Here is a 22838-nt window from a genome sequence, read left to right on the forward strand (position 1 = left end):
GCAAGGCACGGTCGATGACGAGGATTGGGCATTCTACCCGAGCAGAGCTGGCCATCTCGCCAACTTCGGCGCGCTCTGTTCGGAAACGGACAGAACTCTTGGGGGTTTGTCGCCATGATGTTGGCTGCCGGCCCATGCCTGCCATGGATAACCGCACCTTCGAGCCAAGGATGTTAATGCTTTGCCCCAGTGATCCACGCCAAAATCACCTGCTGGCGGCCTTGCCCGCCGAAGACCTCGAGCGATTGTTGCCATTTCTCGAACGGGTTCCCTTGGCGGTGGGCCAGGTGCTGTGCCAGGCCGGGGAACCGATGCGGCATATCTACTTCCCCACCGATGCCATCGTTTCGCTGCTGTACACCATCAAGGATGGCTCCGCGCTGGAAATCGCCGTGGTCGGTAACGAAGGTCTCGTCGGCCTGGTCCTGTTCATGGGCGGTGAAACCACCCTCAACCGGGCCATGGTGCAATGTCCGGGCTCGGCCTATCGGCTGAAAGGCTCGTTGCTCAAGACCGAGTTCGATCAGGCCGGTGCGCTGCAACAAAAGATACTGCGTTACACCCAAGCATTGTTGACGCAAATGGCCCAACGTCTGGTGTGCGTGCGTCTGCACTCGCTGGATCAGCAGCTCTGCAACTGGCTGCTGCAATATTTCGAGCGCTTGCCGAACAATCGGTTGCTGATGACCCAGGAGCTGATCGCCCACCTGCTCGGTGTGCGCCGCGGCAGCGTTTCGGAAGTGGCGGGCAAGCTGCAGGATGCTGGGCTGATCAGTTATCACCGCGGCTGCATCAGCCTGCTGGATCGGCCCGGACTGCAACAGCGCTGCTGTGAGTGCTTCAGCGTGGTTAAAAATGAGTTTGAGCGCCTGTTCCCAGTCTCGTCAGCACAACCCTCGCCGCTCTGATCGTCTCCGGCCTGATCCGCAGCCTCGTGTCACAGGCTGAGGTGCAGCCAGCCCTGGATACCCATCACTGCGCTGACCAGCAACATCAGGGCGCTGGATAGGTAGGGCATTTTGCGCGCCAGGTGGCTCAGGCCGGTAAAGCGCTGGCTGGCTTGGCGTGCGCTCCAGGCGGCAATGACGCCAACACCCACCAGGGCGATGGCCAGGCCGAGGCTGAACGAAGCAACCAGCGCCGCGCCCAGGCTGAACTGCTTGAGGTGCAGGCAAATCAGCAGAATGGTGACGGAGGCTGGGCAGGGCACCAGGCCGCCGCTGAGGCCGAACAGGGCGATCTGCCCATTGCTCACCCGGCGGCCGGCAAAGCGCTTTTCAATCTCGGCGGCATGGGCGCGTTGGTGGGCGTCCTGGTAGTCGCCGCGGGTGTCGCTCGTGTGGCTGTGCGCAGCATGATCGTGATCGTGATGATGGTGCTCGTGCTGAGCTTCACTGAACTGCAGGGTGAAATGATGTTGGTGATCCTGGTGGCCGAGGCTCAGGTGCAGCATGAACTCATGGGGTTCGGCGATAGGGGTGGTGCTCGCCAGGTAGCCGTCTGCGGCGTGCAGGCTGAAGGTTTCGCGGCTGTTATCCGGACGCAGGATTGCCACTTCGAGGTGTTCCTCGGCCGCTATCGGCAACGGCTGCATCTGGGCGTCGTAGCGATATAGGCGAAAGTGCGGCGGCACGCCGTCCTCATAAATGCTGACTTCGAGCAGGCCGTGGCCGGTATTGATGAGCTTGCCGCCGTGGGGCGCCTGCTCCTGCATCGTCGCGGCCAGATTGTCCTTGCGGGTGCGCCAGAACATCCACAGCGCCACGGCAGCGACGATTAGCGCCGAGAGCAGCATGAAGTAGGGCTCGGCCTGCTCGGCGATCAGCTCATTACCGAACTTCAGCGCGACTGCGGCCAGCAGCCAGACGATCAGTGAGTGCGACAGCGCCGCGCACAGGCCAAGCAGGATGGCCTGCGCCACGCTGCCGCGGATGGCGATGATGAACGACGCCATCATGGTTTTTGAATGCCCCGGCTCCAGGCCGTGCAAGGCGCCGAGCAAAATGGCACTGGGGATAAACAGCCAGGCGTTGCTGGAACCTTGCTGGAGCAGTTCGGCGATTGGGAGCATGGAGTATCCTTGGCGCTGCGCTGCGAATGTCTGTGCGCAACTATACTCCCCCCTAGTACTTTTATCGCGCTCAGGAAGTGTCCATGTCCCATATCATCAGCAGCAAAAAACAGCTGTTGACCCGTGTTCGGCGAATTAAAGGCCAGGCAGAAGGGCTTGAGCGAGCCTTGCAGCAGGAAGGTGATTGCGCGGCATTGCTGCAACAGATCGCGGCGATTCGCGGGGCGGTCAATGGCTTGATGGCCGAGGTGTTAGAAGGGCATCTGCGCGAACATCTGGGTCCGCAGGTTGAGGATGCGCAGCAGCGCGAGGCCGACCTGGAACAGGTCATTGGTGTGCTGCGCTCTTACCTCAAATAAGCGTCTGCTCGCAGCTGGCGTCGTCCACCACCGCGCGGTTGCGCCCGGCGCTTTTCGCCAGGTACAGGCGCTGGTCGGCGCGCTGCAGCATGGCCTCCCAATGCTCGCCGCGTTGCAGGATGGCGCCGCCGCTGGACATGGTCACCGTGCCGCCGGGGCCTTTCAGGTGCAGTGCCACTTGCTGCTGTAAGTGGCTGGCGACGGTTTGCAGGCTGTCCTGGTCGGTATTGGGTAACAGCAGCAAGAACTCCTCGCCGCCGAAGCGGAACAGGCGGTCTTCCTTGCGCGAATGGGCTTTGATCAGCTCGACAAAATCCTTCAGCACCTGATCGCCGGCCTGGTGGCCGTGGGTGTCGTTGATCTGCTTGAACGAGTCGAGGTCCATCACCAGTACGGCGTACTGATCGCCATGCCGGCGCTGGGTGGCGCTGGCGATTTTCAGCTCATCGTTCATTGCCCGTCGATTGCGTGCACCGGTCAGCGGGTCAAGTACGGAGAGCAGTTGCAACTGGTCACGCTGGTTGCGCGTGCGTGAGGCGAAGATAAACGTCAGTACGCTGGCCGTGAGGCTGGTAACCAGAAACGAGGTCATCTGATAGTCGCTTTCGAATACCGTGCCGGGCACGCTGAGCGCATAGCTGACCAGGCCGATCATGACCAGTACGGTGGCGCACAGGGCCTTGCCCGGCGAGACCATGAAGAAGTTGAAGAGGATCAGCGGATAGATCCAGAACAGGCCGTTAACCCCCAGGCGGATAGCGATCAGGGTAGCGGCGGCGGAGAGAATGATGGAGGCGATAATCCCCGGTTTGACTGTGTCACCCGTGCGCCAGGCGTAGAGCGTGGTTGAGATGGCCGAGATGACGATGATGACGTCGGTAATCCCCACCACGTAGTTGCCTTGGGACAGGCGATACACCGCGTAGGGCGAGACCCCGACCACCCCGAGCAGACACATCAGGGTAATGATCGATAGCTGAAAGTCGCTACGCAGGCGCTTGAGCAGGCGTGAGGTTTTTATCATCGTTGCCGGTTCTTGTTGTTATGGGCTAAAGGGTTTTTGCCGTCTCATCGCGGCCGCGCATGAGGCGAGAATAAATCCTCCTCAGAGCTTAGCGTGCTTCGCCGCAACCCCACCAGCGGGGGCCGCTGGGCGGTGAGTTTTCTGTCTGGGTGGTCGCCCTGTCAGGGGCAGTGGTATGGCGGCTACGGGCTGACCGTGGCTGTTTGCAGCCAGGCTTCCAGGTCCTTGGCAGCCAGCGCGCGGGAAAACAGATAACCCTGGGCCACGTGGTAACCCTGCGCCTTGAGAATGTGGTACTGGCTGCTGGTTTCGATGCCTTCGGCGACCACTGTTAGTTGCAGGCTTTCACCGAGGCGAATCACCGCTTCGCTGAGGGCGCGGTTGGTGGCGTCAGCGTCCAGGTCACTGACAAAGCTGCGGTCCAGCTTGAGCTCCTGAATCGGCAGGCGGCGCAAGTAGCTGAGGCTCGAATAGCCGGTGCCAAAGTCGTCCAGAGACAGGCGCACGCCCTGGGCATGCACTTCGTCGAGCGTTTTGAGGGTGCTGGGGTTGGTGTCCAGCAGCACGTTTTCAGTGATTTCCAGGGTCAGGTCGCTGGCCTGTAGCTGGTGCTCGGTCAGGGTGCTAGCGACCATGCCGGGCAGGTCGAGGTTGTGGAAGTTGGTTGGCGACAGGTTGACCGATACCGCCGGAATCAGCAGGCCCTGGCGGCGCCATTCAGCCAGCTGGCGACAGGCTTCGCGCACCGCCCAGAGCCCCAGTTGATTGATCAGGCCGCACTCTTCGGCCAGGGGAATAAAGCGCGCCGGGGAGATTTCACCAAACTGTGGATGGTGCCAGCGCGCGAGCGCCTCGACGCCATACAGCAGGCCGTCTGGCATGCGCACCTGTGGTTGGTAGTGGAGCTGCAGTTGGTCCAGTTCGAGGGCCTCGCGCAGGGCGCTCTCCAGGGCCAGGCGCTCCTGGGCCAGCAGGTTCAATTCGTGGCTGAAGAAGCTGAAATGGCCGCGACCGGCGCTTTTTGCCTGGTACATGGCCATATCGGCGCGGTGCACCAGGGTGCCCATGTCGTGGCCGTCCAGCGGGTACAGGCTGATGCCGATACTGGCCGACGGGCACAGGGTGGTGCCATTCAACTGACAGGGCTGGCTAAGGGTGGCCTTGAGCTGTTCCACCACCTCGCGGACCTGCTGGCTGTCGCATTGCGGCAGTACCAGGACGAATTCGTCACCGGACAGGCGACCGACGATGTCGCAGTGCCGGCGGTGCTCGCTGAGGCGTTTGGCCATCAGGCGCAGCAGTTCGTCGCCGGCGGGGTGGCCGAGTGAGTCGTTGACCTGCTTGAAGCGATCCAGGTCGACGAACAACACGCTTAGAGGCGTCTTGTTGCGTTCGGCCTCGGCCAGCGCCTGATCGGCCTTGGCGTGCAACAGGCTACGGTTGGGCAGTTCGGTGAGGCTGTCGTAGAACGCCAGTTGGCGAATCTGGCTGCGGCTCTCTTCGCGCTGCAGGGCCAGCGAGCAGAGGTGCACGATGACGTCGATCAGGCGCTGGTGAAATCTGCTGGGGCCACGGGGTTCACGGTAGTAGAAGGCGAAGGTGCCAAGCACCCGGCCCTTGCTGTCCTTGATCGGCGTTGACCAACAGCTGCGCAGGCCGATGGGCAACGCCAGGGCCTTGAACTCGGCCCACAGCGGATCGTTGGCGATATCGCTGACCAGCACCGGCTCGCCGCGATAGGCCGCGGTACCGCAGGAACCGACGCACGGGCCGATGGGCACGCCTTCTAGGGCTTGGGAATAACTGGCCGGCAGGCTGGGGCCGGCCAGCGGATGGAGCAGACCTTCGCGGCTGACGCGCAGGATCGAGGCGGTGACCTCTGGGGCAATCCGCTCGACTTCGTGGCAGGCCTTTTCCATCAGCGTTTCTAGCGGGTCCTCATGGACCATGGCCTCAAGCATGCGGTTCTGCAGAACTTCATGCATTTTTGAGTGGGTGATGTTGGTAAACACCGCCACAGTGTTGGTCAGCACGCCGAGCTGATCGAGGATTGGATTGACCGTCACATTGCACCAGATGCGTTGGCCGTCGGCGCAGTAGGTCAGTTCGTCGCTGCTGTAGGGCTGGCCCGCCAGCAGTTGCGCATGCAGCGCTTCCAGTGCTGTCGGCTGCAGATAGGGCGCAACTACCGCCGCTGGACTGCTGCCCAGAGCTTGCTCGGCAGCGTAGCCGAATAGACGGGTGAAACCGCTGTTGCTATAGACGATGCGCCACTCGGCATCGGTGATCAGGATGGCGTTATCGGTCTGGTCGACCACCAACGACAGCAAGCGCAGTTGCTCGGTTTGCTGGTGCTGTACGGTAATGTCTTTGATAAAGGCCGTGTAGAGCACCTCGCCATCGGCCTCGATGCGTGAGATCGACATGTTGGTCCAGCGCCGCTGGCCATCTGGCCGCTCGATGGGCAGGGTGTGGTCGCCGCTGCCGTATTGGTCCAACTGCTCGCGTAATTCAGCGGGCAGCAGTGCTTTGGCCTCATGACCGATAATGCTCGCCCGCGGGATGCCCCATAACTGTTCGGCAGCCTGGTTGAACAACAGAACGCGCATGCCGCTGTCGATCAATACGACACCATCGCCCGCTTGTTCGAGCGTCTGCACCAGGATGGTCGAAAGATTACGGGTCGCAGGCATGCTCAATTCGCTTTGCTGGTATGGAGTGCAGTATGGCGTATGCGTGGCTCATCGCCGGCTCAGTTTAGACTGGGCCACGACAGCATGAATGGGGCGTCTGTTTGGGCCAATGCGACCAAAGTAAGGGCTCGAATTGGTCCGTGCAATCGCTGGTGTTGGCGTTGTTGGTTTTGCTTGCCGCAGGTCAACTGATAGCGACAGCAGGGCACCGATGGCCTGCAGTGGTGCGGCAGGCGGAGCCGCAAATGGGAGCGCTCGCCTGGGTGGCGGGCGCCCATCGTCAGGCGCACAGGTTGGATGGGACATGGCTGAAATTGAACTGCATACACCGCGTCTGCGCTTGCGCGGCTGGCGCACTGAGGACCTGCGAGGGTTTGCCGCGCTGAATGCCGACGCCGAGGTCATGCGTCACTTCCCTAGCGTCATGAACCGGGCGCAGAGCGATGCCATGGCCCGGCGTATCCAGGCGCACTTTGCTCTGCATGGCTTCGGCCAGTGGGTGCTGGAGCGCCGCGAGCAGCCGGGCCTGATCGGTAGCCTGGGGTTACAGCATGTGGGCTTCGAGGCTGCATTTACCCCGGCGGTGGAGATCGGCTGGCGCCTGCAACGGGCCCATTGGCGTCAAGGCTATGCTCTGGAGGCGGCTGAGGCGGTGTTGGCCCATGCCTTCGAGGTGTTGCAGTTAAGCGAGGTGCTGGCCTTTACCGTGCCGGCCAATCTTCCCTCTCAGGGGCTGATGCAGCGCCTGGGCATGCAGCATCAGGTCGAGCAGGATTTCCAGCATCCCTTGCTGCCGGTGGGGCATCCACTGCGCCAGCATGTGCTCTATCGGCTGACTCAGGCGAGCTGGCGCGTGCAGCGGAAAAGCGCTTTGCCAACAAGGAGATAGGGGCCGATTCGATGCCGTCGGGCGATGATCAACCGGCAAGTGCCGACAGCCGGCGCTAAAGCCATTACCATTTGACCATCGGCAGTTCGGGCTCGCGCCCGGCCTGCCGCAATTTTTGTGCGCGCGGCCACCCATGAGCGGCGCCACACCTTGCGTACAAGAGAGGGTGCATGACTCAGGTGCTGAAGAATTTGGTTTCGCTGCTGAGCCTCGAAGCCATCGAGGAAGACCTGTACCGCGGCAGCAGCCAGGATCTGGGCTTTCGCCAGCTGTTTGGCGGTCAGGTGCTTGGCCAGTGTGTATCGGCGGCCAGCCGTACGGTGGAAGCGAGCCGCCATGTGCATTCCATGCACGGCTATTTCCTCCGCCCTGGCGATGCCAGCTTGCCGGTGGTCTATCAGGTTGACCGGATTCGCGACGGCGGCAGTTTCAGCACGCGGCGAGTGACGGCGATCCAGAAGGGCAAGCCGATTTTCAGCTGCGCCGCCTCGTTTCAGTACGACGAGGAGGGTTTCCATCATCAGCTGCCGATGCCCGATGTGCCGGGGCCGGAGAACTTCAAGTCGGAAACCGAGCTGGCACGGCTGATTGCACCGATGATTCCGGAGCGCTTGCGCGAGCGTGCGGTCAGCGACAAGCCGATAGAGATTCGCCCGGTGACCCTGATCAATCCTTTTGCGCCCAAGGCCTGCGACCCGGTCAAGTACGTCTGGTTTCGCGCCGACGGTGAGCTGCCGGATGACCCGCAGTTGCACAAATACCTGCTGGCCTACGCCTCGGACTTCAACCTGCTGACCACCTCGATGCAGCCCCACGGCGTGTCGGTGTTCCAGAAGTTTATGCAGGTCGCCAGCCTCGACCATGCCCTGTGGTTCCACGGCAACCTGCGCATGGACGACTGGCTGCTGTACGCCATGGACAGCCCCTGGGCCGGTAACGCCCGCGGATTCTCCCGTGCCAGCATCTTCAATCGTGCAGGCCAGTTGGTAGCCTCGGTGGCCCAGGAAGGCTTGACCCGTCTGCGTGAGGACTGGAAGTGAGCTGGCAGCACAGCCGCCACTGGGTGTTCGACATGGACGGCACCCTGACCGTGGCCGTGCATGATTTCGACGCCATCAAGCGCGCCCTGGAAATCCCGCTGGACGAGGACATTCTTGGTCATCTGGCCGCGCTACCGGCTGCCGAGGCAGCGGCCAAACATGCCTGGTTGCTCGAGCACGAGCGCGAGCTTGCTGCCGCTTCGCAACCGGCACCGGGTGCGCTGGAACTGGTGCGGGAGCTGCGCGCCCGCGATTGCCGCCTCGGCATTCTGACCCGCAATGCCCACCCGCTGGCGCTGCTGACCCTGCAGGCCATCGGCCTGGATGACTGCTTTGCCGTGGCGGATGTGCTCGGCCGGGATGAGGCCATACCCAAACCCGATCCCGCCGGCCTGCTGCACTTGGCCGAGCGCTGGCAGGTGGCGCCGCAGCAGCTGGTGATGGTCGGCGACTATCGTTATGACCTCGAATGCGCCCGTGCTGCCGGCGCCCACGGAGTGCTGGTCAACCTGCCCGAAAATCCCTGGCCGGCGCTCAGCAGCGGCTATGCTCAGGATTGTGCCGAGCTGCTGCGGCAGTTGAGTTAGCTATTGCTCTGCGATGACTGGAGCGCGCTTGTAGGATGGCGTTGAGCGCAGCGATACCCATCACCTTGCTGCTCCCTCGCGGTTACTCGATGGGTATCGCAAGCTCAACCCATCCTACGGTTTACAACGTGCGCGCCTTGAAGGTGTCGCACTGGTTGACCTTGCCTTGCTCGAAGCCGAGCTTGAACCAGCGCACGCGCTGGGCCGAGGTGCCGTGGGTGAAGGCGTCGGGCATCACCTGGCCGCGGCTTTGCTGTTGCAGGCGGTCGTCGCCGATGGCACTGGCGGCATGCAGGGCTTCTTGAAGATCGCCAGCTTCCAGCCAGTCGAGGCGCTGTTGGGCATGGTGGGCCCAGACCCCGGCCAGGCAGTCGGCCTGCAACTCCTGACGGACCAGCAAACCATTGTCGCCCTCCATGCGCTCGCCACGCTGGCGCGCGGCCTGCACCTTGGCCGAGACGCCGAGCAGGGTTTGCACGTGGTGGCCCACTTCATGGGCGATCACATAGGCCTGGGCAAAGTCGCCGGCGGCGGCATAGCGCTGGGCCAGCTCGCGGAAGAAACTGACATCCAGATAGACTTGGCGATCGGCCGGGCAATAGAACGGCCCGCTCGCCGCGCTGGCCATGCCGCAGGCCGAGCGCACGCTGGCGTTGAACAGCACCAGGGTCGGGTCCTGATATTGGCGGCCAGCCTGTTGGAACAACTGGCGCCAGGTGTCTTCGGTGTCGCCGAGGATGGCGCGGACAAAGTCAGTCTGCTCGTCGTTGGCCACCGGCGTGCGTTGGCTGCTGGTGGTCGGGCTTTCCAGCTTGCCGGCCAACTGGCCGAGAATCTGCATTGGGTCCTGGCCGGTGATCAGGCCGAAGGCCACCACCAGCACTACGGCGCCCAAGGTCAGGCCTTTGCCGCCGCGTCCACCACCGCTGCCCCCTGACACCACGTTGTCGCTGCGCCGAGCGCGTTTCCAGAGCATGACTCGATCCTCTTAAGTCGGTCTTAGAGTGTCTGCCTTGGCGCGGTTTGGCGCCAGTGTGAGGTTGACAACGTGGAGGGATCGACCAGCAGTTCAGCGCGGGCCAGCAGCTGCACATGGCCGCCGACGCGCACGCTGTCGTCGTTGCCGACGCACACCTGCAGGCGACTGGGGCGTTGCAGGAAGCGCCCCTGGTTGAGCTGAAAGGGCTTGTCACGCGGGGCTTGGCCATGGGCAACCAGGTAGGCCGCCACCGGTCCTGCGGCGCTGCCGGTGGCAATGTCCTCGATCACTCCCGCGGGGTCCCAGGTGCGGCCCTCGCGGGCGTCGATATCCAGCAGGAACACAAACGCGGCGCCGCAGGCCAGCAACTCCAGGTCCAGTGCCCGCTGCTGTCTGGCTTTGGCCAGGCCAGCACCAGTGACGGGCAGCAGCACATAGGGCAGGCCGGTGCTGACCACCGTGGCTGGGTAACGCAGGTCCTGCTCGCTGTGGTCGAGACCGAAGGCGCTGGCGAACTCGGCGGCTTGCACCGCGCTGAGCTGGTCACCGAACTCGGCCACGCCCTGGTCCATCTCGGCATAAAAGCCTTGGGCCAGGCGGCGGGTGCTGACCTGCACGGTTTTCGCTGTGAGTTGCAGGTGCCAGTCGGCGTGTTCGGCAGGGCTGTGCAGGTGGTGCAGCAGGGCGGCGGCACCAATGATTGGGTGGCCGGCGAAGGGCAGCTCTTCTTCCAGGGTGAATATCCGTGCGCTGTAGCGACTGGCGTCGGCACCGGGAAGCAGGAAGATCGACTCGAACTGGCGCAGTTCCTGGGTCAACCCCTGCATGGCGCTGGCGGACAGGCCGCGGGCATCGTCGAATACCGCCAGACCATTGCCGGCCAGCGGCCGTTCGGCAAACACATCCAGTTGCCAGTACTGCATGGCGCGCACTCCTGTTGCTTGTGGTGGTGGGGGGCTGTCAGTTGCCTGGGTAGCTGCTGACGACCTGCTCCTGGCCCTGCCGGTCGAGGCCGATGACTTGGTAGGCGTCTTGCTGGTCGCCCATCTCCATACCGGGCGAGCCTGCTGGCATGCCCGGTACGGCGATGCCGGCCAGTTGCGGCTGCTGGGTGAGTGTGTGGATGTCGCTGGCCGGCACATGGCCTTCGATAAATTGGCCGTTAAGCACCCCGGTGTGGCACGAGGCCAGGCGCGGTGGCACGCCTAGGCGGGCTTTGACCGCGCTCATGTCGGCCTCGATATGTTCGTTGACGCTGAAGCCGTTGGCCTTCAGATGCTTGACCCAGGCACCGCAGCAGCCGCAGTTGGGGTCGCGGTAGACATCGATGGTCTGCGGTTCGGCGGCTTGGGCGGCGGTACTCAGCAGCAGGCTGGCGAGCAATAAATGGACGTTGCGCATGGTCGGGCTCCCGGTCAGATAATCGGTCAAGTTTAACCGGCGCATTGAGTCGCGTCGGCCCCAGGCTGTTTCAGGATATGCTCGGCCTTCGTCGAATGAGGATTGACCATGCGCATTACCCAACTATTCCTGCTGGTGCAGGCCCTGGCCTTGATGACGCTGGGTCTGGCCTATTTTATCCAGCCCCACGAAATGACCAACCTCAGCGGCATGCTGCTGATGGCGCCGGCTGCGATCACCGATGTGCGCGCCTATTACGGTGGCTTGCAGATGGGTCTGGGGATGTTCCTGTTGCTGGCCTGTCGCCAGGTGGAGCTGCTGCGCGGTGCCTTGACCTTGCTGGTGCTGCTGTATTGCGCTCTGGCCCTGGCGCGCCTCGGCGGCCTGTGGCTGGACGGCGGCCTGCAGCAGACCTTCAATCTCGTGGCCCTGCTGTTCGAGTTGGTGTCAGCGGCGCTGGCCATGCTGTTGCTGCGCCGTTTGCGGGATTAGTTGGCTGAGATCAGCTGCGATGAAACAATGCCTGCACTCGGCCTCCTGACGGGACCGGGGATTCGAGGCGCCTACAACATCTGTGGGAGCGGTCTTGACCGCGAAGCGTTTTACCGCGGAAGCAGGCGGCGAGACTAATGCTCGGCAACGCCTAACGACGCACTTAACGCTTGGCCGGGAAGCGCGCTAGCAGCTTGGCCACCGCTTGGTTAATCACGTCCTGGCTGGCGTTGGGATCGCGTACCTGGCGGTCGATCAGGGCCTGGAACAGCAGGCTGTCGTGGTCGTGGTTGTCGAGGATGCGCAGGGCGAGGCGAGCGCGTTGTTCGGGGGTGAAGGTGACGTCGCTGTAGGTCGCGCCACCAATGTTGACCTGCTTGACGTCGACCCCGGTGTTGGCCTCCAGGCCCACCAGATAGATCACTCGCAGGTCGGCGTTCTGCGCCTGTTCGCGGTAACCCTTGGCTGTCAGCGCCAGGCGCAGGGCGGTGTTGAAGCGCTCTTCGAGGTCCTGGCGATGGCCCTGGCCGCGGATCGGCTTGATCACGAAGGTGCTGAAATCGCCCTCCAGGGCGGCCTCGCTGACTTCGATATCCGGGGTGGCAGGGTCGCTGGCACAGGCACTCAGCAGGCAGAACAGCAGCGGCAATAGCAGGCGTAGAGAGGACATGGGCGCTCCGGTATTTTTATTGTCTGTCCAGACTAATCAGCCCCGCGGCCGTCGTCGCCATCCCTTGGTTGGGGCTGCTTGCCGGCGCGTAGGATGGCGTGGAGCGCAGCGATACCCATCTGTTAGGCACAAATCCCTGACGGGTGTCGCACGCTCAACCCGTCCTAGCCCCCAGACCTTAGCGCCGCTCCAGCAGCACGCCGCTTTCCATATGGTGGGTAAACGGGAACTGGTCGAACAGCGCGCAGCGGCTGATGCGATGGGTGTCGTGCAGTTGGGCGATGTTGGCGGCCAGGGTTTCCGGGTTGCAGGAGATGTACAAAATGCGCTCGAAGCGCCGGGTCAGCTCGCAGGTGTCCGGGTCCATGCCGGCGCGCGGCGGGTCGACGAACACAGTGCCGAAGGTGTAGCTGGGCAAGTCGATGCCTTGCAGACGGCGGAACGGTCGCACCTCATTGAGTGCCTGGGTCAGCTCTTCGGCGGACAGGCGCACCAGGGTGACGTTGTCGACGCCATTGTCGGCCAGGTTGGCCAGGGCGGCGTTGACCGACGACTTGCTGATCTCGGTGGCCAGTACTTTGTGCACGCGTGTGGCCAGCGGCAGGGTGAAGTTGCCGTTGCCGCAATACAGCTCCAGCAAGTCGTCGTCGCGCTGGCCGAGGGCGTCGTAGGCCCAGCTGAGCATCTTCTGATTGACCGTGCCGTTGGGCTGGGTGAAGGCGCCTTCGGGCTGGCGGTAGCTGAATTCGCGACCGGCCACCTGCAGGCGCTCGACCACATGATCACGGCCGATCATCAGGCGCTGGCCACGGGAGCGACCGATGATGCTCACGCCCAGGTCGGCGGCCAGTTGTTCTGCTGCTGTCTGCCAATGGGCATCCAGGGGCCGGTGGTAGCACAGGGTGATCAGCCCGTCGCCGGCCAGGGTGGTGAGAAACTCAACCTGGAACAGTTTGAACGACAGCGCCGAACTGGCCTGCCAGGCCGCCTTGAGTTTGGGCATCAGCGCATTGATGGCCAGGCTGGCGGTGGGGAAGTCGTCCATCAGGATCGGCGTGTGCTTATCGCCGGCCGCGAACATGGCATAGAAGCGTTCTTCGTTTTCACGCCACAAGCGGAACTCTGCACGCAGACGGTAATGCTCGCGGGGCGAGTCGAAAACGGAAGGCGTTGGCGCGTCAAAGGGCGCCAGCAACTCCGTCAGGCGGGCCTGTTTGGCGGCGAGTTGGTCAGCGTAAGCAGAGTCGTCGTGCACGGCAGTCATGGCAAAACTCGGTCAATAGGCTGGCTGGCACGGGGCTCAGCCAGCTTGAAAAGGAAATCAGGCGTTGAAGAAACCGAACTTGATCACGAACAGCGCGGCCAGCACCACCAGCGCCGGATTGAGGTCCTTCCAACGGCCGGCGAGGCTCTTGATCACCACCCAACTGATAAAGCCGAAAGCGATGCCGTTGGCGATCGAAAAGGTCAGTGGCATGGCCAGGGCGGTGATCACCACCGGCGCGGCGACGGTGATGTCGTCCCAGTCGATTTCCGCCAGGCCCGAGGTCATCAGTACGGCGACGAACAGCAGCGCCGGCGCGGTGGCAAAGGCCGGCACGGTGCCCGCCAGCGGGGCGAAAAACAGCGCCAGCAAGAACAGCACGGCGACCACGCAGGCGGTCAGGCCGGTACGCCCGCCCGCAGCCACGCCAGCGGCCGACTCGATATAGCTGGTGGTGGTGCTGGTGCCGAGCAGCGAGCCGCCCATGGCCGCGGTGCTGTCGGCGATCAGGGCGCGGCCCATTTTCGGCAGGTGACCGTCTTTGCTCATCAGCCCGGCGCGTTTGGCCACGCCGATCAGGGTGCCGGTGTTGTCGAACAGGTCGACGAACAGGAAGGCGAAGATCACGCTGATCATGCCCACGTCCAGGGCGCCCATTATGTCCAGTTGCAGGAAGGTTGGGGCCATCGACGGCGGCATCGACAGAATGCCGCCGAATGGGGTGACGCCCAGCGCAATGGCAATGGCAGTGACCACCAGAATGCCGATCATCACTGCACCCGTGACGCGTCGGGCTTCCAGGGCGACGATCAGGAAAAAGCCGAGGATCGCCAGCAGCGGACCTGGGCTGGACAGGTCGCCAAGACCCACCAGAGTGGCCGGGTTGGCAATCACCAGGCCGGCTTCCTTCAGCGCGATCAGGGCCAGAAACAGGCCGATGCCGGCGCTGATGGCTGAGCGCAGCGGCAGCGGAATGCTGTTGATGATCCACTCACGGATGCGAAACACCGACAAGACAAAGAACAACGTGGCCGAGATAAACACCGCGCCCAGCGCCACCTGCCAGCTGTGGCCCATATGCAGGACCACGGTGTAGGTGAAGAAAGCGTTGAGGCCCATGCCCGGTGCCAGGGCGATCGGGTAGTTAGCGATCAGGCCCATGACGGCCGAGCCGATGGTGGCGGCCAGACAGGTGGCGACGAACACCGCGCCCTTGTCCATGCCGGTTTCGCCGAGGATCGCCGGGTTGACGAAGAGGATATAGGCCATGGTCAGAAAAGTTGTCAGACCGGCCAGCATTTCGGTGCGCACGCTGGTGTTGTGCGCCTGCAGTTGGAACAGCTTTTCCAGCATGTGAAAGTTCCTCAGGACGCCACCGGCGCCGATGTTTGCTGCGTTTTAGCCATACCCGCCGAAGCCAATGCTACTGGTGCGAGGCTACGTGCGGGCGAAGAAGTCGCGCATGATAACAGCTCGCCCAAAGGCAGAGAATTTCCGCCGTGCGCCGTGCAGTCGATTGTCTGCCCGAGGCCGGCTATGGTCAGAGGGCGAATTTAGCCAAGGAGAACCGAGATGAGTGTGCGCGCCTTGATTACCGTCGCTGACGGGGTGGAAGAACTGGAATGCGTGACCCTGATCGACGTGCTGCGCCGCGCCGAGGTCGAGGTGCTGGTGGCCAGCATTGAAGGGCGGCGGATGATTACCTGCGCTCACGGCACTCGGCTGACCGCCGATGCCATGCTGGTTGATGTGCTGGCCCAGGCGTTTGACCTGATCGTACTGCCCGGCGGCATGCCCGGCGCCCAGCGTTTGGCTGATCATCAGCCGTTGGCCGAGCGGGTGCAGCAACAGGCGCGGGCGGGTCTGTTGTTTGCCGCCATCTGCGCTGCGCCAGCGCTGGCTCTGCAGGGCTACGGTGTGCTTAAGCAGCGGCGCATGACCTGCTATCCGGCCTTCAGTGACCGCCTCAGTGGCTGCACCTTTGTCGATCAGCCGGTGGTGGTGGATGGCAATTGCATCACCAGCCAGGGGCCGGGCACGGCCCTGGCGTTTGCCCTGACCCTGGTGGAACAGCTCTGTGGCAAGGCGCGGCGCACTGCGGTAGCTAAGGCCATGTTGCTGGCTGTCTAGTCGACTTTAGTCGTGCGAGGGCCTTGCTGGCCTTAAAGTATTCTGCAATTTGCGCCGATAGATCGGAAATGCGCTTGGCCATGGGGTCGGGCTTGAGGGGTTTTTGTGAAGATCAGTATTGCTCGCTTGATGTCCGGTTGTGCTGCGGTGTTGCTGCTGTCGGCGGTGGGGTTGTCCTGGTGGATGTCGAGCCAGGTCAATCGTTTGGATGACTTGGGTCACGAGCTGTCGACCCTGGGTGAGGCCCAGGAGAACGCTCAGGAGTTGCGCTACCACACGGCGCAGATCCAACAGTTTTATACCGATGCCAGTCTGACTGGCGAGCGCGAAGCGGCGGATGAGGGGCGGCAGCATCACCGTCAAGCGCTGGAGAAGCTGACGGTGCTTGAGCAGCGCATTCCGGCCTTTGCCGCCGAGTTGCGGGCTTTGCGTGGGCCGATTGATCAGCTCGATGCCCAGGGCTTGCGCATGTTCCAGGCCTACAGCACGGCCGGCAAAGCCGCGGGTGATGAGGTGATGGCGGCTTTCGATCAGAGCTCTGCCGAGGTGATTCAAAACTTCGCCGCATTGAGCGAGCCCCTAGGTCAGCGCTACCAGCGCGCCGACGCTGAGACCGAGGCCGTGCGCGAGGCGCTTAAGCGCAACACCATGCTGGCCTGGGGATTTGTGCTGGCGGTGATGATGGCGACCTTGTGGGTCATTAGTCGGCGGGTGCTGCCGCCGATTTACCGTTTGACCCGTTCGTTGAAGGACCTCAACACCGGCTCAGGTGACCTGAGCCGCACGTTACGCCAGGACCATGATGATGAAATCGGTCAGGTCGTGGACGGCTTCAACCGCTTTGTGGCCGGCTTACGTCTGCAGATCAGCACGGTGGCCGAAGTGGCCCACACGCTTGATCACTCTTCTGCGCAGCTGGTGAACGATGCTCAGGCCGCTGAAAACAGTGCCGAAGTGTTGCGCGTGGAAGTGGAGCAAGTGGCTACGGCGGTCAACCAGATGGCGGCCACCGTGCAAGGTGTGGCCGCCAACGCTCAGGCCAGCTCGACACAGACGGGCAATGCCGACCGCGAGGCGCAGGCGGCCATTCATGTGGTCAACCAAACGATCGCCGATATTCGCCGGTTGGCCGATGAAGTGGGCAAGGCGGCGGAAGTCATCCAGACACTTGAAGCCCATTCACGGGAAATCGGTGGCGTGCTGGAGGTGATTCGCACCATCGCCGATCAGACCAATCTGCTGGCCCTGAATGCCGCCATCGAGGCCGCGCGTGCTGGTGAGCAGGGCCGTGGCTTTGCTGTGGTGGCCGACGAGGTGCGCACCCTGGCCAGTCGTACCCAAGCCTCCACCCAGGAAATTCACAGCATGATCGAAGGCCTACAAGGTGCTTCGCAACAGGCAGTGAAGGTTATGCAAGACAGCCGCGGCTATGCCGAACATGGTGTGACGCAGGCAGAAAGTGCTGGTCAGGCGTTGGTGAGTATCTGTGCCCTGGTGGCGTCGATTTCTGACATGAGCCTGCACATCGCTGAAGCCGCGCGCGAGCAGTCGGCGGTCAGTGATGAAATCAACCAGCGCATCATCAGCGTGGCCGACGTTGCCGCGCGGACTGTGGAACTGGCCGAAAGCACCCTCGGCCGTGGTCGCGCGACGGGCGAGGATGCCCATCGTCTGGAAGCTATCGTCGGTCAGTTCAAGTTCTAACCCCGATGCGTTAACGAATAGCGCGCAGCACCACGAACTTGGGGGTGGCCGCCACCTGCTCGACGCCGCGGAACAGGCGTTTGAGCTTGCCGTGGTAGCCCAGGTGGCGGTTGCCGACGATCCACAGTTCGCCACCGGTCACCAGTGCCGCACGGGCCTGGGTGAACATGCGCCAGGCGAGAAAGTCGCCGACCACCTGCTGCTGGTGGAACGGCGGATTGCACAGCACCAGGTCCAGTGATTCCGGCGCCTGCTCGGCCAAACCATCGCCGGCGCGAAGGGTTACCGGACGCTCACCCAAGGCAGCGCGCCAGTTTTCCGCGGCCGATTGCACCGCCATATAAGACTCGTCCACCAAGGTCAGCTCGTCCTGCGGGTTGGCCAGGGCGTGGGCGATGCCCAGTACCCCGTTGCCACAGCCAAGATCCGCCACTCGCCGCGCGGCGAGGCTTTTCGGCAGGTGCGGAAGAAAGGCGCGGGTGCCGATATCCAGCCCTTCGCGGCAGAACAGGTTGGCGTGGTTGAGCAGCTGCAAGGGCGGCTGTTCCAGGGCATAGCGGCTCGGGTAGGGCGAGACAACAGCGGGCTTGTCAGTGGGTGTGGCGCTTAGCAGGCGGGCCTTTTTCACTGCGAGGGAGGCCTGCACCGGGCCAATGTAACGCTCCAGCAGGTCGCCAGCGGCGCGCGGTAAATGTTTGAGCATGGCGCCGGCAATCACCCGCGCGCCCGGTGCCAGTTGGCCGTGCAGGCGAATCAGCTGTTCTTCAAGCAGGGCCAGGGTCTTGGGTACGCGGATCAGCACCCAGTCGAACGGCCCTTGGGGCACTTGGCTGGCGGGTACGAACGTCACGGCGGTGTCTGGCAGCTGATTGCGCGCCAGGTTCTTTTGCAGGGCGAGAAAGCCCAGGTGCGAATCGCCGCCGCTGGTCACCACGCAGTGCGGCGCCAGGCTGGCGGCCAGGGCGCCGAAGCTGTCATTCAGCAGCAGCACGCGGCTGTCGGCGTGCAGGCCTTGCTCGTGCAAAGCCAGGTCGTGCAGGTGATTGAGCAGGTATTCGTCGGCGGCATCGAAGGCCTGCAGCGGTTCGTCCTGTTGTTCCGGTTGGCGGAGCAGGTCGAGCTGGGCGAAAGGCGTAGTGAATATAGGCATATGAACCGGCGGTGTTTCTGCTCGTCGCTTTGCGCGACACTGCAGTGACGAATGAGAGGGGCGCAGTATGACTGGCACCGCCGATAAGTTCACCCGCCAGCAGTTGCTGAGCGTGCAGCCGTGGTCGCCGACGCTGTTCAGTCTGCGTTGCAGCCGTGATCCCGGTTTTCGCTTTCGCCCTGGCCAGTTCGCCCGCCTAGGCGTGCGCAAGGCCAGCGGCTCGATCATCTGGCGTGCCTATTCGCTGGTGTCGGCGCCCCATGACGAGTTTCTCGAATTCTTCTCCATCGTGGTGCCGGGTGGCGAGTTCACCAGTGAACTGAGCCGCCTGCAGGTGGGCGACGAGCTGCTGGTGGAGCGCCTGCCTTTCGGTTATCTGACCCTCGACCGTTTTACCGACGGCAGCGACCTTTGGCTGTTGGCCAGCGGCACGGGTCTGGCGCCCTTTTTGTCGATTCTGCAGGACCCTGAGGTGTGGCAGCGCTTTGCCCGCATCGTCCTGGTGTACAGCGCTCGCAGCAGCCAGGAACTGGCCTATCAGGCGCTGATCCAGGGTTTGCAGCAGCGTGATTACCTGCAGGAGTACGCCGGGCAGTTAGTCTATCTGCCGCTGGTTACCCGCGAGCAGGTACCTGGAACTTTGCACGGGCGCGTCACCACATTGCTGGCCAATGGCGAGCTGGAGCGCGCTGCCGGTTTTGCCCTGGAGCCTGAACAGGGGCGGGTGATGCTGTGCGGCAACCCGCAGATGATCGACGACTGCCGCGCACTGTTGAAAACCCGAGGTATGCAGCTCAGCCTGACGCGTCGTCCGGGGCAGGTGGCCGTAGAAAACTATTGGTGAGGGGCGGTGCTGGCGGCTGCTCGGCTGACGCCGCGGTATTGGGTGCCACCAGCGGTAGGGACAGGATAAAGCGTGTGCCCCAGTCGAGCTGGCTGGCCACCGCAATGTTGCCGCCGAGTACGCCAGTGGCCAAGTTGTGGACGATGTTCAAGCCAAGGCCACTGCCGCCTTGGCCGAGCTTGGTGGTGAAGAAGGGGTCGAAGATACGCGGCAGGTTCTCCTCGCTGATGCCGTGGCCATTGTCGGTGATGGTCAGGTCGATCCAGCCGGGTTCGGTGGCGAACGCTTTTACGCTGATCAGGCCTTGGCTGGCGCCATCGAAGGCGTGCAGCAGGGCGTTGTTGATCAGGTTGACGAGAATCTGCCCGAGGGCACCGGGATAGCTGTCCAGGACAATGCTGGCGTCGATCTCGCTGTCGATCTGATACGGGGTTTTCTTCAGGGTTGGTCCAAGGGTGATAAATATCTCGTTGACTGCCTCAGCCAGATTGAACTGACGGCGCTGGGCGCTGGCCTGGTCGGCAGCCACCTGTTTGAAGCTGGAAATCAGTTCACTGGCGCGGCGCAGGTTGCGCATCAGAATGTCGGTGGCGGTTTGTGTGTCGCCGATAAACTGCTCCAGCATGGAGCGGCGCAGGTTGCCCGTCGTGACGGCCTGGGACATGGCTTTGCTGTGGTCTTCCAAGGTGCTGGCGGCCATCACGCTGTTGCCGATTGGGGTGTTCAGCTCGTGGGCGATGCCGGCCACCAGCGAGCCCAGGGCTGCCAGTTTCTCGCTGCGCACCAGTTCATTTTGTGCCTGCTGCAGAGTGTCCAGGGTCTGATTCAGCTCCAGGTTGCTCTGGGTCAGGGCATCGGTACGCAGCACGACGCGTTGTTCGAGGGTTTCATTGAGGTCGCGGTAAGCCAGTTCGGCTTTCTTCTGCTCGGTGATGTCCACGTTCATGCACACAAAGTGCTTGCCGCCGCCGGGCGCCGGAATGCTGAACGTGGTGCCCTGCACATACAGCTGCTGGCCGGCGGCATTGCGTACATCCGACAGGTAAGGACCGAGGGCCACGCCCTTGGCGGCCTCGCGCAGGGTGGCGAGAAACAGGCGGGCTTGCTGCGGATTGAGGAACAGTTGGTCGAGGGTTTTGCCCAGGGCGTCCTGACGGGCGATGCCGTAGAGGGTTTCGCTGGCGTGGTTCCATAGCAGCACCCGGCCCTCGGGATCAAACCACTGCACGGCGACGTTGGGAGTGTTTTCCAGAGTGGCCAGCAGACGGTCTTCGCTTTCGCGCAGGCTCAAGGCCGTGCGGGCCATGCTGTGTTCGCGTTCCACAATCGCGCCGACCATCTGCTCCAAACTGTGGCGCAGGGTATTCAGTTCGCGGATGTCGCTGTCTTCCAGTTCCAGGTCATAGCTGCCCTGGGCGATGGCACTGACATGTTCGCTGAACTGCGAGATTTTCTGCGCCAGGGTCCAACTGGTGGCACCGGCTATCGCCAGGGCGACCAGCAGCGCCAGCCCCAGGGACAGCATGATGCGTTGCCAGGTGGTGTTGATTTGCCCGTAGGCATTGGCCTCGGGCTGTGCCACCAGCACTTGCCAGTCGGGTCCCTCGACCTTGTGGGCAACGCCAATTAGGGCCTGGCCATCGAGCTCGAAACGGCTGGATTGGCCATTGCTGCGTTGCAGCACCGACAGATTGCCGAGGTTGACCTGTTGCCCCGCTTGCACCGATTCAGAGCTGGCGACCAGCTGATTTTGCCGGTCGAGCAGGCGAATTTGCAGCTGACTGTTTTGGCTCAGTTGGCGCACCAGGGTCGGTAGTGGCTCGATGGCCACTTCGCCAATCAGGGTGCGCAGCCCTACCGGTTGCGCCAGAGCCACGGTCAGCCGTGAGCTGACGGTGGAGAGAAAACTATTGGACCAGAACCCTTGCCTGAGCCGATGGGCGCTGCGCACGAAATCGCGAGCCGACATATCCAGGCCCTGCAGGTTCTGGCGCAGCAGGCGGCGATTGCTGGCCAGACCGATGGCACGAATCTGCCCCTGTTCGTCGGTCAGGTACAGGGCTTCGTAGAAGTTCGAACTGTCGGCATAGGCATCCAGCAACACCTCCGTCTGTTCCTGGCCAAGGTGCGGTGCACTGGCAAACAAATCGCCGAGAGCGGCGAGTTCGCGCTCGGCAATGCTGAAGTGGTGGGCAATTTGTTGCGCGGTGGCTTCGGCCGCTCGCAGTTGGCGCGTCTCGATGTCGGCGCGCATCAACGGTTCGTAATAGAAGCGAAACAACAGGGCGATCATCAGCACCGGGATGAAGGCCACCAGAATGAAGCGGCTAGCCAGGGTCAGCAGCAACGGGCGTGAGGTGTGAGGTTTATTCGGCATTAATAAAACGTCCCTGGCGAACCACCATCAGGTAAAAGCGGCTTGCGCTGTCGCCGAACTCATCCAGATCAATCGGCTGTTGCAGGCTGGCAAAGTGACGAATGCGCAGCAGGGTCTGCTTGAGCGACTCCTGCGGTTGGCGTTCGCGCAGGGCGTGCAACAGCACCTGGGTGGCGTTGTAGGCGGTGACTGCGGCGGTGTCGATCGACTGGCCAAAGCGCTGTTGATACGCCTGTTTAAAGGCGAGAAAGGCGGGCGACTGGTCGCTGAGGTCATAGGCCTGGCCAGTGATCATGCCCTCGACGGCGCGGCCACCCATTTCCAGCAGAGCATCGGCGGCGGCCCAGGCCGGCGTGGCCAGCACCAGGTGTGGATTTTTCTGGCGTAACTGAGTGGCCAGCATGGCGGTGTCCAGGGCGTTGCTGATCAGGATCACTGCGCGCGGTTTGTTGGCCAGCGCCTGTTGAGCGAGGGTGGCGAAGTCGGTTTGCGCGTTGCGGGTGAAGGCAATGGTCTGGCTGACGCTGCCTCCCTCCGCGGCGAAATAACGCTGGAAATCGGCCAGCCAGGGGCGGGTAAAGGTGTGGTTGCTCTCTTCGATCAGTACGGTCACCTGGCCGATGCCCAGTTGGTGTTGCAGGTGCTGGGCAATACCGAGGGCGTCCGGGCTGGTGTGGCTGAGAATTCGAAAGAACTGATCATCGCGACCGGCCAGTAACGGACTGAGGGGCGTGCCGCCCATCAACAGAACCCCCGCGGCGGTGAACTGCGGCGCCAGTTGCTCGGCGATCAGGCTGGTCATGGGGCCGAAAACCGCATCGACCTTGGCATCAATCAGCTCGGTGGCGGCCTGAGCAGCCTGTTGTGGGTTGAAGCCATCGTCACGCTGCAGCAGTTCGATGGGGCGGCCGTGGATGCCGCCGGCGGCGTTGGTCTGCTCCACCGCCAACTGCATGCCGTTGCGCCCGGCAATGCCGAGGCTGGAGGTGGGCCCGGAGGTGTCGACGATCACGCCCAGACGGATGGGCTCAATCGGCTGCTCGGCGCTCGGCTCACATGCGCTGAGCAGCAGGCTGGCGAGCAGCAGCAGACGTTTGCCTGTGGCGTATGGTTGGCGCGCTGGCAACACAGGTGAGCAAGGCTTGGGCATGGCTCTCTCCGCCA

The 22838-nt window shown here is 63.0% G+C and carries 21 protein-coding genes and 1 pseudogene; 10 read left to right on the plus strand and 12 right to left on the minus strand.

The genetic code is table 11. The features are described from left to right. Positions 1–176 precede the first annotated feature (176 nt). On the plus strand, positions 177–908 hold the full coding sequence (locus tag AC56DI_RS17655) for a Crp/Fnr family transcriptional regulator (RefSeq protein WP_496347301.1): 732 nt from the start codon (positions 177–179) through the stop codon (positions 906–908). A gap of 29 nt (positions 909–937) precedes the next feature. On the opposite strand, the gene AC56DI_RS17660 is transcribed toward AC56DI_RS17655, so the two are convergent. Then, positions 938–2071, minus strand: a complete 1134-nt coding sequence (locus tag AC56DI_RS17660) for a nickel/cobalt efflux transporter (RefSeq protein WP_496347302.1) — start codon at positions 2069–2071, stop codon at positions 938–940. Positions 2072–2154: 83 nt separating this feature from the next. Here AC56DI_RS17660 and AC56DI_RS17665 point away from each other — a divergent pair, with 83 nt between their 5' ends. Continuing rightward, the gene (locus AC56DI_RS17665) at positions 2155–2430 is read left to right on the plus strand and encodes a metal/formaldehyde-sensitive transcriptional repressor (protein WP_496347303.1); all 276 of its coding nucleotides are present in this window, start codon (positions 2155–2157) and stop codon (positions 2428–2430) included. On the opposite strand, the gene AC56DI_RS17670 is transcribed toward AC56DI_RS17665, so the two are convergent. Next, complete coding sequence (locus AC56DI_RS17670) at positions 2423–3454, minus strand: GGDEF domain-containing protein (protein WP_496347304.1); 1032 nt, start codon at positions 3452–3454, stop codon at positions 2423–2425. The genes AC56DI_RS17665 and AC56DI_RS17670 overlap by 8 nt on opposite strands. Before the next feature lie 182 nt (positions 3455–3636). After that, the gene (locus tag AC56DI_RS17675; protein ID WP_496347305.1) at positions 3637–6147 is read right to left on the minus strand and encodes an EAL domain-containing protein; all 2511 of its coding nucleotides are present in this window, start codon (positions 6145–6147) and stop codon (positions 3637–3639) included. A 304-nt stretch (positions 6148–6451) separates the two neighbouring features. Between AC56DI_RS17675 and AC56DI_RS17680 the strand changes: the two genes are divergently transcribed. The 3 genes from AC56DI_RS17680 to AC56DI_RS17690 all read left to right on the plus strand — a co-directional run bounded on the left by AC56DI_RS17680 (position 6452) and on the right by AC56DI_RS17690 (position 8663). Continuing rightward, entirely contained in the window at positions 6452–7036 is a 585-nt protein-coding gene (locus AC56DI_RS17680) for a GNAT family N-acetyltransferase (protein WP_496347306.1), read from the plus strand. 170 nt (positions 7037–7206) lie between these two features. Further along, a complete protein-coding gene (gene tesB, locus AC56DI_RS17685) occupies positions 7207–8076 on the plus strand; it encodes an acyl-CoA thioesterase II (protein WP_496347307.1) in 870 nt (289 codons plus the stop codon). Next, entirely contained in the window at positions 8073–8663 is a 591-nt protein-coding gene (locus AC56DI_RS17690) for an HAD family hydrolase (protein WP_496347308.1), read from the plus strand. Before tesB ends, AC56DI_RS17690 begins: the two co-directional genes overlap by 4 nt. Before the next feature lie 121 nt (positions 8664–8784). Here AC56DI_RS17690 and ypfJ read toward each other — a convergent pair whose 3' ends face one another. The 3 genes from ypfJ to AC56DI_RS17705 are packed head-to-tail and all read right to left on the minus strand — an operon-like array spanning position 8785 to position 11043. Further along, positions 8785–9639: a KPN_02809 family neutral zinc metallopeptidase gene (gene ypfJ, locus AC56DI_RS17695; protein ID WP_496347309.1), complete on the minus strand. Its 855-nt coding sequence runs from the start codon at positions 9637–9639 to the stop codon at positions 8785–8787. Between the two features lie 23 nt (positions 9640–9662). Further along, positions 9663–10565, minus strand: coding sequence for a PhzF family phenazine biosynthesis protein (locus AC56DI_RS17700; RefSeq protein ID WP_496347310.1), 903 nt, complete (start codon positions 10563–10565; stop codon positions 9663–9665). Between the two features lie 37 nt (positions 10566–10602). Continuing rightward, a complete protein-coding gene (locus AC56DI_RS17705; protein WP_496347311.1) occupies positions 10603–11043 on the minus strand; it encodes a DUF411 domain-containing protein in 441 nt (146 codons plus the stop codon). Between the two features lie 108 nt (positions 11044–11151). On the opposite strand from AC56DI_RS17705, the gene AC56DI_RS17710 reads away from it, so the two are divergent. After that, a complete protein-coding gene (locus tag AC56DI_RS17710; protein WP_496347312.1) occupies positions 11152–11535 on the plus strand; it encodes a DUF4345 domain-containing protein in 384 nt (127 codons plus the stop codon). 163 nt (positions 11536–11698) lie between these two features. Here AC56DI_RS17710 and AC56DI_RS17715 read toward each other — a convergent pair whose 3' ends face one another. From AC56DI_RS17715 to AC56DI_RS17725, 3 genes are all read right to left on the minus strand, one after another. Next, on the minus strand, positions 11699–12205 hold the full coding sequence (locus tag AC56DI_RS17715) for a DUF4136 domain-containing protein (protein ID WP_496347313.1): 507 nt from the start codon (positions 12203–12205) through the stop codon (positions 11699–11701). Positions 12206–12383: 178 nt separating this feature from the next. Further along, positions 12384–13469: a tRNA (uridine(54)-C5)-methyltransferase TrmA gene (gene trmA, locus AC56DI_RS17720; protein WP_496347314.1), complete on the minus strand. Its 1086-nt coding sequence runs from the start codon at positions 13467–13469 to the stop codon at positions 12384–12386. A 57-nt stretch (positions 13470–13526) separates the two neighbouring features. Then, positions 13527–14822, minus strand: a complete 1296-nt coding sequence (locus AC56DI_RS17725) for an NCS2 family permease (RefSeq protein ID WP_496347315.1) — start codon at positions 14820–14822, stop codon at positions 13527–13529. A 219-nt stretch (positions 14823–15041) separates the two neighbouring features. On the opposite strand from AC56DI_RS17725, the gene AC56DI_RS17730 reads away from it, so the two are divergent. The 3 genes and pseudogenes from AC56DI_RS17730 to AC56DI_RS17740 all read left to right on the plus strand — a co-directional run bounded on the left by AC56DI_RS17730 (position 15042) and on the right by AC56DI_RS17740 (position 17303). Further along, positions 15042–15599 (plus strand): DJ-1 family glyoxalase III, encoded by a 558-nt coding sequence (locus tag AC56DI_RS17730; protein WP_496347316.1) that lies wholly within the window; start codon positions 15042–15044, stop codon positions 15597–15599. A gap of 681 nt (positions 15600–16280) precedes the next feature. Further along, positions 16281–16445, plus strand: a pseudogene (locus AC56DI_RS17735) (HAMP domain-containing protein); the annotation flags it as partial. Between the two features lie 132 nt (positions 16446–16577). Then, entirely contained in the window at positions 16578–17303 is a 726-nt protein-coding gene (locus AC56DI_RS17740) for a methyl-accepting chemotaxis protein (RefSeq protein WP_496347547.1), read from the plus strand. Positions 17304–17313: 10 nt separating this feature from the next. Here the strand turns inward: AC56DI_RS17740 and AC56DI_RS17745 are convergent, their stop codons facing one another. Next, on the minus strand, positions 17314–18453 hold the full coding sequence (locus AC56DI_RS17745; RefSeq protein WP_496347317.1) for a methyltransferase: 1140 nt from the start codon (positions 18451–18453) through the stop codon (positions 17314–17316). Positions 18454–18520: 67 nt separating this feature from the next. Between AC56DI_RS17745 and AC56DI_RS17750 the strand changes: the two genes are divergently transcribed. After that, positions 18521–19297 (plus strand): ferredoxin--NADP reductase, encoded by a 777-nt coding sequence (locus AC56DI_RS17750; RefSeq protein WP_496347318.1) that lies wholly within the window; start codon positions 18521–18523, stop codon positions 19295–19297. Here the strand turns inward: AC56DI_RS17750 and AC56DI_RS17755 are convergent. Both AC56DI_RS17755 and AC56DI_RS17760 read right to left on the minus strand, forming a co-directional pair. Continuing rightward, positions 19248–21674: an ATP-binding protein gene (locus AC56DI_RS17755; RefSeq protein ID WP_496347319.1), complete on the minus strand. Its 2427-nt coding sequence runs from the start codon at positions 21672–21674 to the stop codon at positions 19248–19250. The genes AC56DI_RS17750 and AC56DI_RS17755 overlap by 50 nt on opposite strands. Continuing rightward, the gene (locus AC56DI_RS17760; protein WP_496347320.1) at positions 21664–22824 is read right to left on the minus strand and encodes an ABC transporter substrate-binding protein; all 1161 of its coding nucleotides are present in this window, start codon (positions 22822–22824) and stop codon (positions 21664–21666) included. Before AC56DI_RS17760 ends, AC56DI_RS17755 begins: the two co-directional genes overlap by 11 nt. Positions 22825–22838: the final 14 nt, after the last annotated feature.

This window comes from Pseudomonas sp. BGA-UO-ETr-WB11, from assembly GCF_059567785.1.

Coding starts and splice junctions, on each gene's coding strand:
- AC56DI_RS17675 (WP_496347305.1), bottom strand. CDS start 6,147: ATGCCTGCGACCCGTAATCTTTCGACCATCCTGGTGCAGACGCTCGAA.
- AC56DI_RS17705 (WP_496347311.1), bottom strand. CDS start 11,043: ATGCGCAACGTCCATTTATTGCTCGCCAGCCTGCTGCTGAGTACCGCC.
- AC56DI_RS17715 (WP_496347313.1), bottom strand. CDS start 12,205: ATGTCCTCTCTACGCCTGCTATTGCCGCTGCTGTTCTGCCTGCTGAGT.
- tesB (WP_496347307.1), top strand. CDS start 7,207: ATGACTCAGGTGCTGAAGAATTTGGTTTCGCTGCTGAGCCTCGAAGCC.
- AC56DI_RS17745 (WP_496347317.1), bottom strand. CDS start 18,453: ATGCCTATATTCACTACGCCTTTCGCCCAGCTCGACCTGCTCCGCCAA.
- AC56DI_RS17760 (WP_496347320.1), bottom strand. CDS start 22,824: ATGCCCAAGCCTTGCTCACCTGTGTTGCCAGCGCGCCAACCATACGCC.
- AC56DI_RS17680 (WP_496347306.1), top strand. CDS start 6,452: ATGGCTGAAATTGAACTGCATACACCGCGTCTGCGCTTGCGCGGCTGG.
- AC56DI_RS17670 (WP_496347304.1), bottom strand. CDS start 3,454: ATGATAAAAACCTCACGCCTGCTCAAGCGCCTGCGTAGCGACTTTCAG.
- AC56DI_RS17750 (WP_496347318.1), top strand. CDS start 18,521: ATGACTGGCACCGCCGATAAGTTCACCCGCCAGCAGTTGCTGAGCGTG.
- AC56DI_RS17665 (WP_496347303.1), top strand. CDS start 2,155: ATGTCCCATATCATCAGCAGCAAAAAACAGCTGTTGACCCGTGTTCGG.
- AC56DI_RS17755 (WP_496347319.1), bottom strand. CDS start 21,674: ATGCCGAATAAACCTCACACCTCACGCCCGTTGCTGCTGACCCTGGCT.
- AC56DI_RS17730 (WP_496347316.1), top strand. CDS start 15,042: ATGAGTGTGCGCGCCTTGATTACCGTCGCTGACGGGGTGGAAGAACTG.
- AC56DI_RS17710 (WP_496347312.1), top strand. CDS start 11,152: ATGCGCATTACCCAACTATTCCTGCTGGTGCAGGCCCTGGCCTTGATG.
- AC56DI_RS17660 (WP_496347302.1), bottom strand. CDS start 2,071: ATGCTCCCAATCGCCGAACTGCTCCAGCAAGGTTCCAGCAACGCCTGG.
- trmA (WP_496347314.1), bottom strand. CDS start 13,469: ATGACTGCCGTGCACGACGACTCTGCTTACGCTGACCAACTCGCCGCC.
- AC56DI_RS17655 (WP_496347301.1), top strand. CDS start 177: ATGCTTTGCCCCAGTGATCCACGCCAAAATCACCTGCTGGCGGCCTTG.
- ypfJ (WP_496347309.1), bottom strand. CDS start 9,639: ATGCTCTGGAAACGCGCTCGGCGCAGCGACAACGTGGTGTCAGGGGGC.
- AC56DI_RS17700 (WP_496347310.1), bottom strand. CDS start 10,565: ATGCAGTACTGGCAACTGGATGTGTTTGCCGAACGGCCGCTGGCCGGC.
- AC56DI_RS17725 (WP_496347315.1), bottom strand. CDS start 14,822: ATGCTGGAAAAGCTGTTCCAACTGCAGGCGCACAACACCAGCGTGCGC.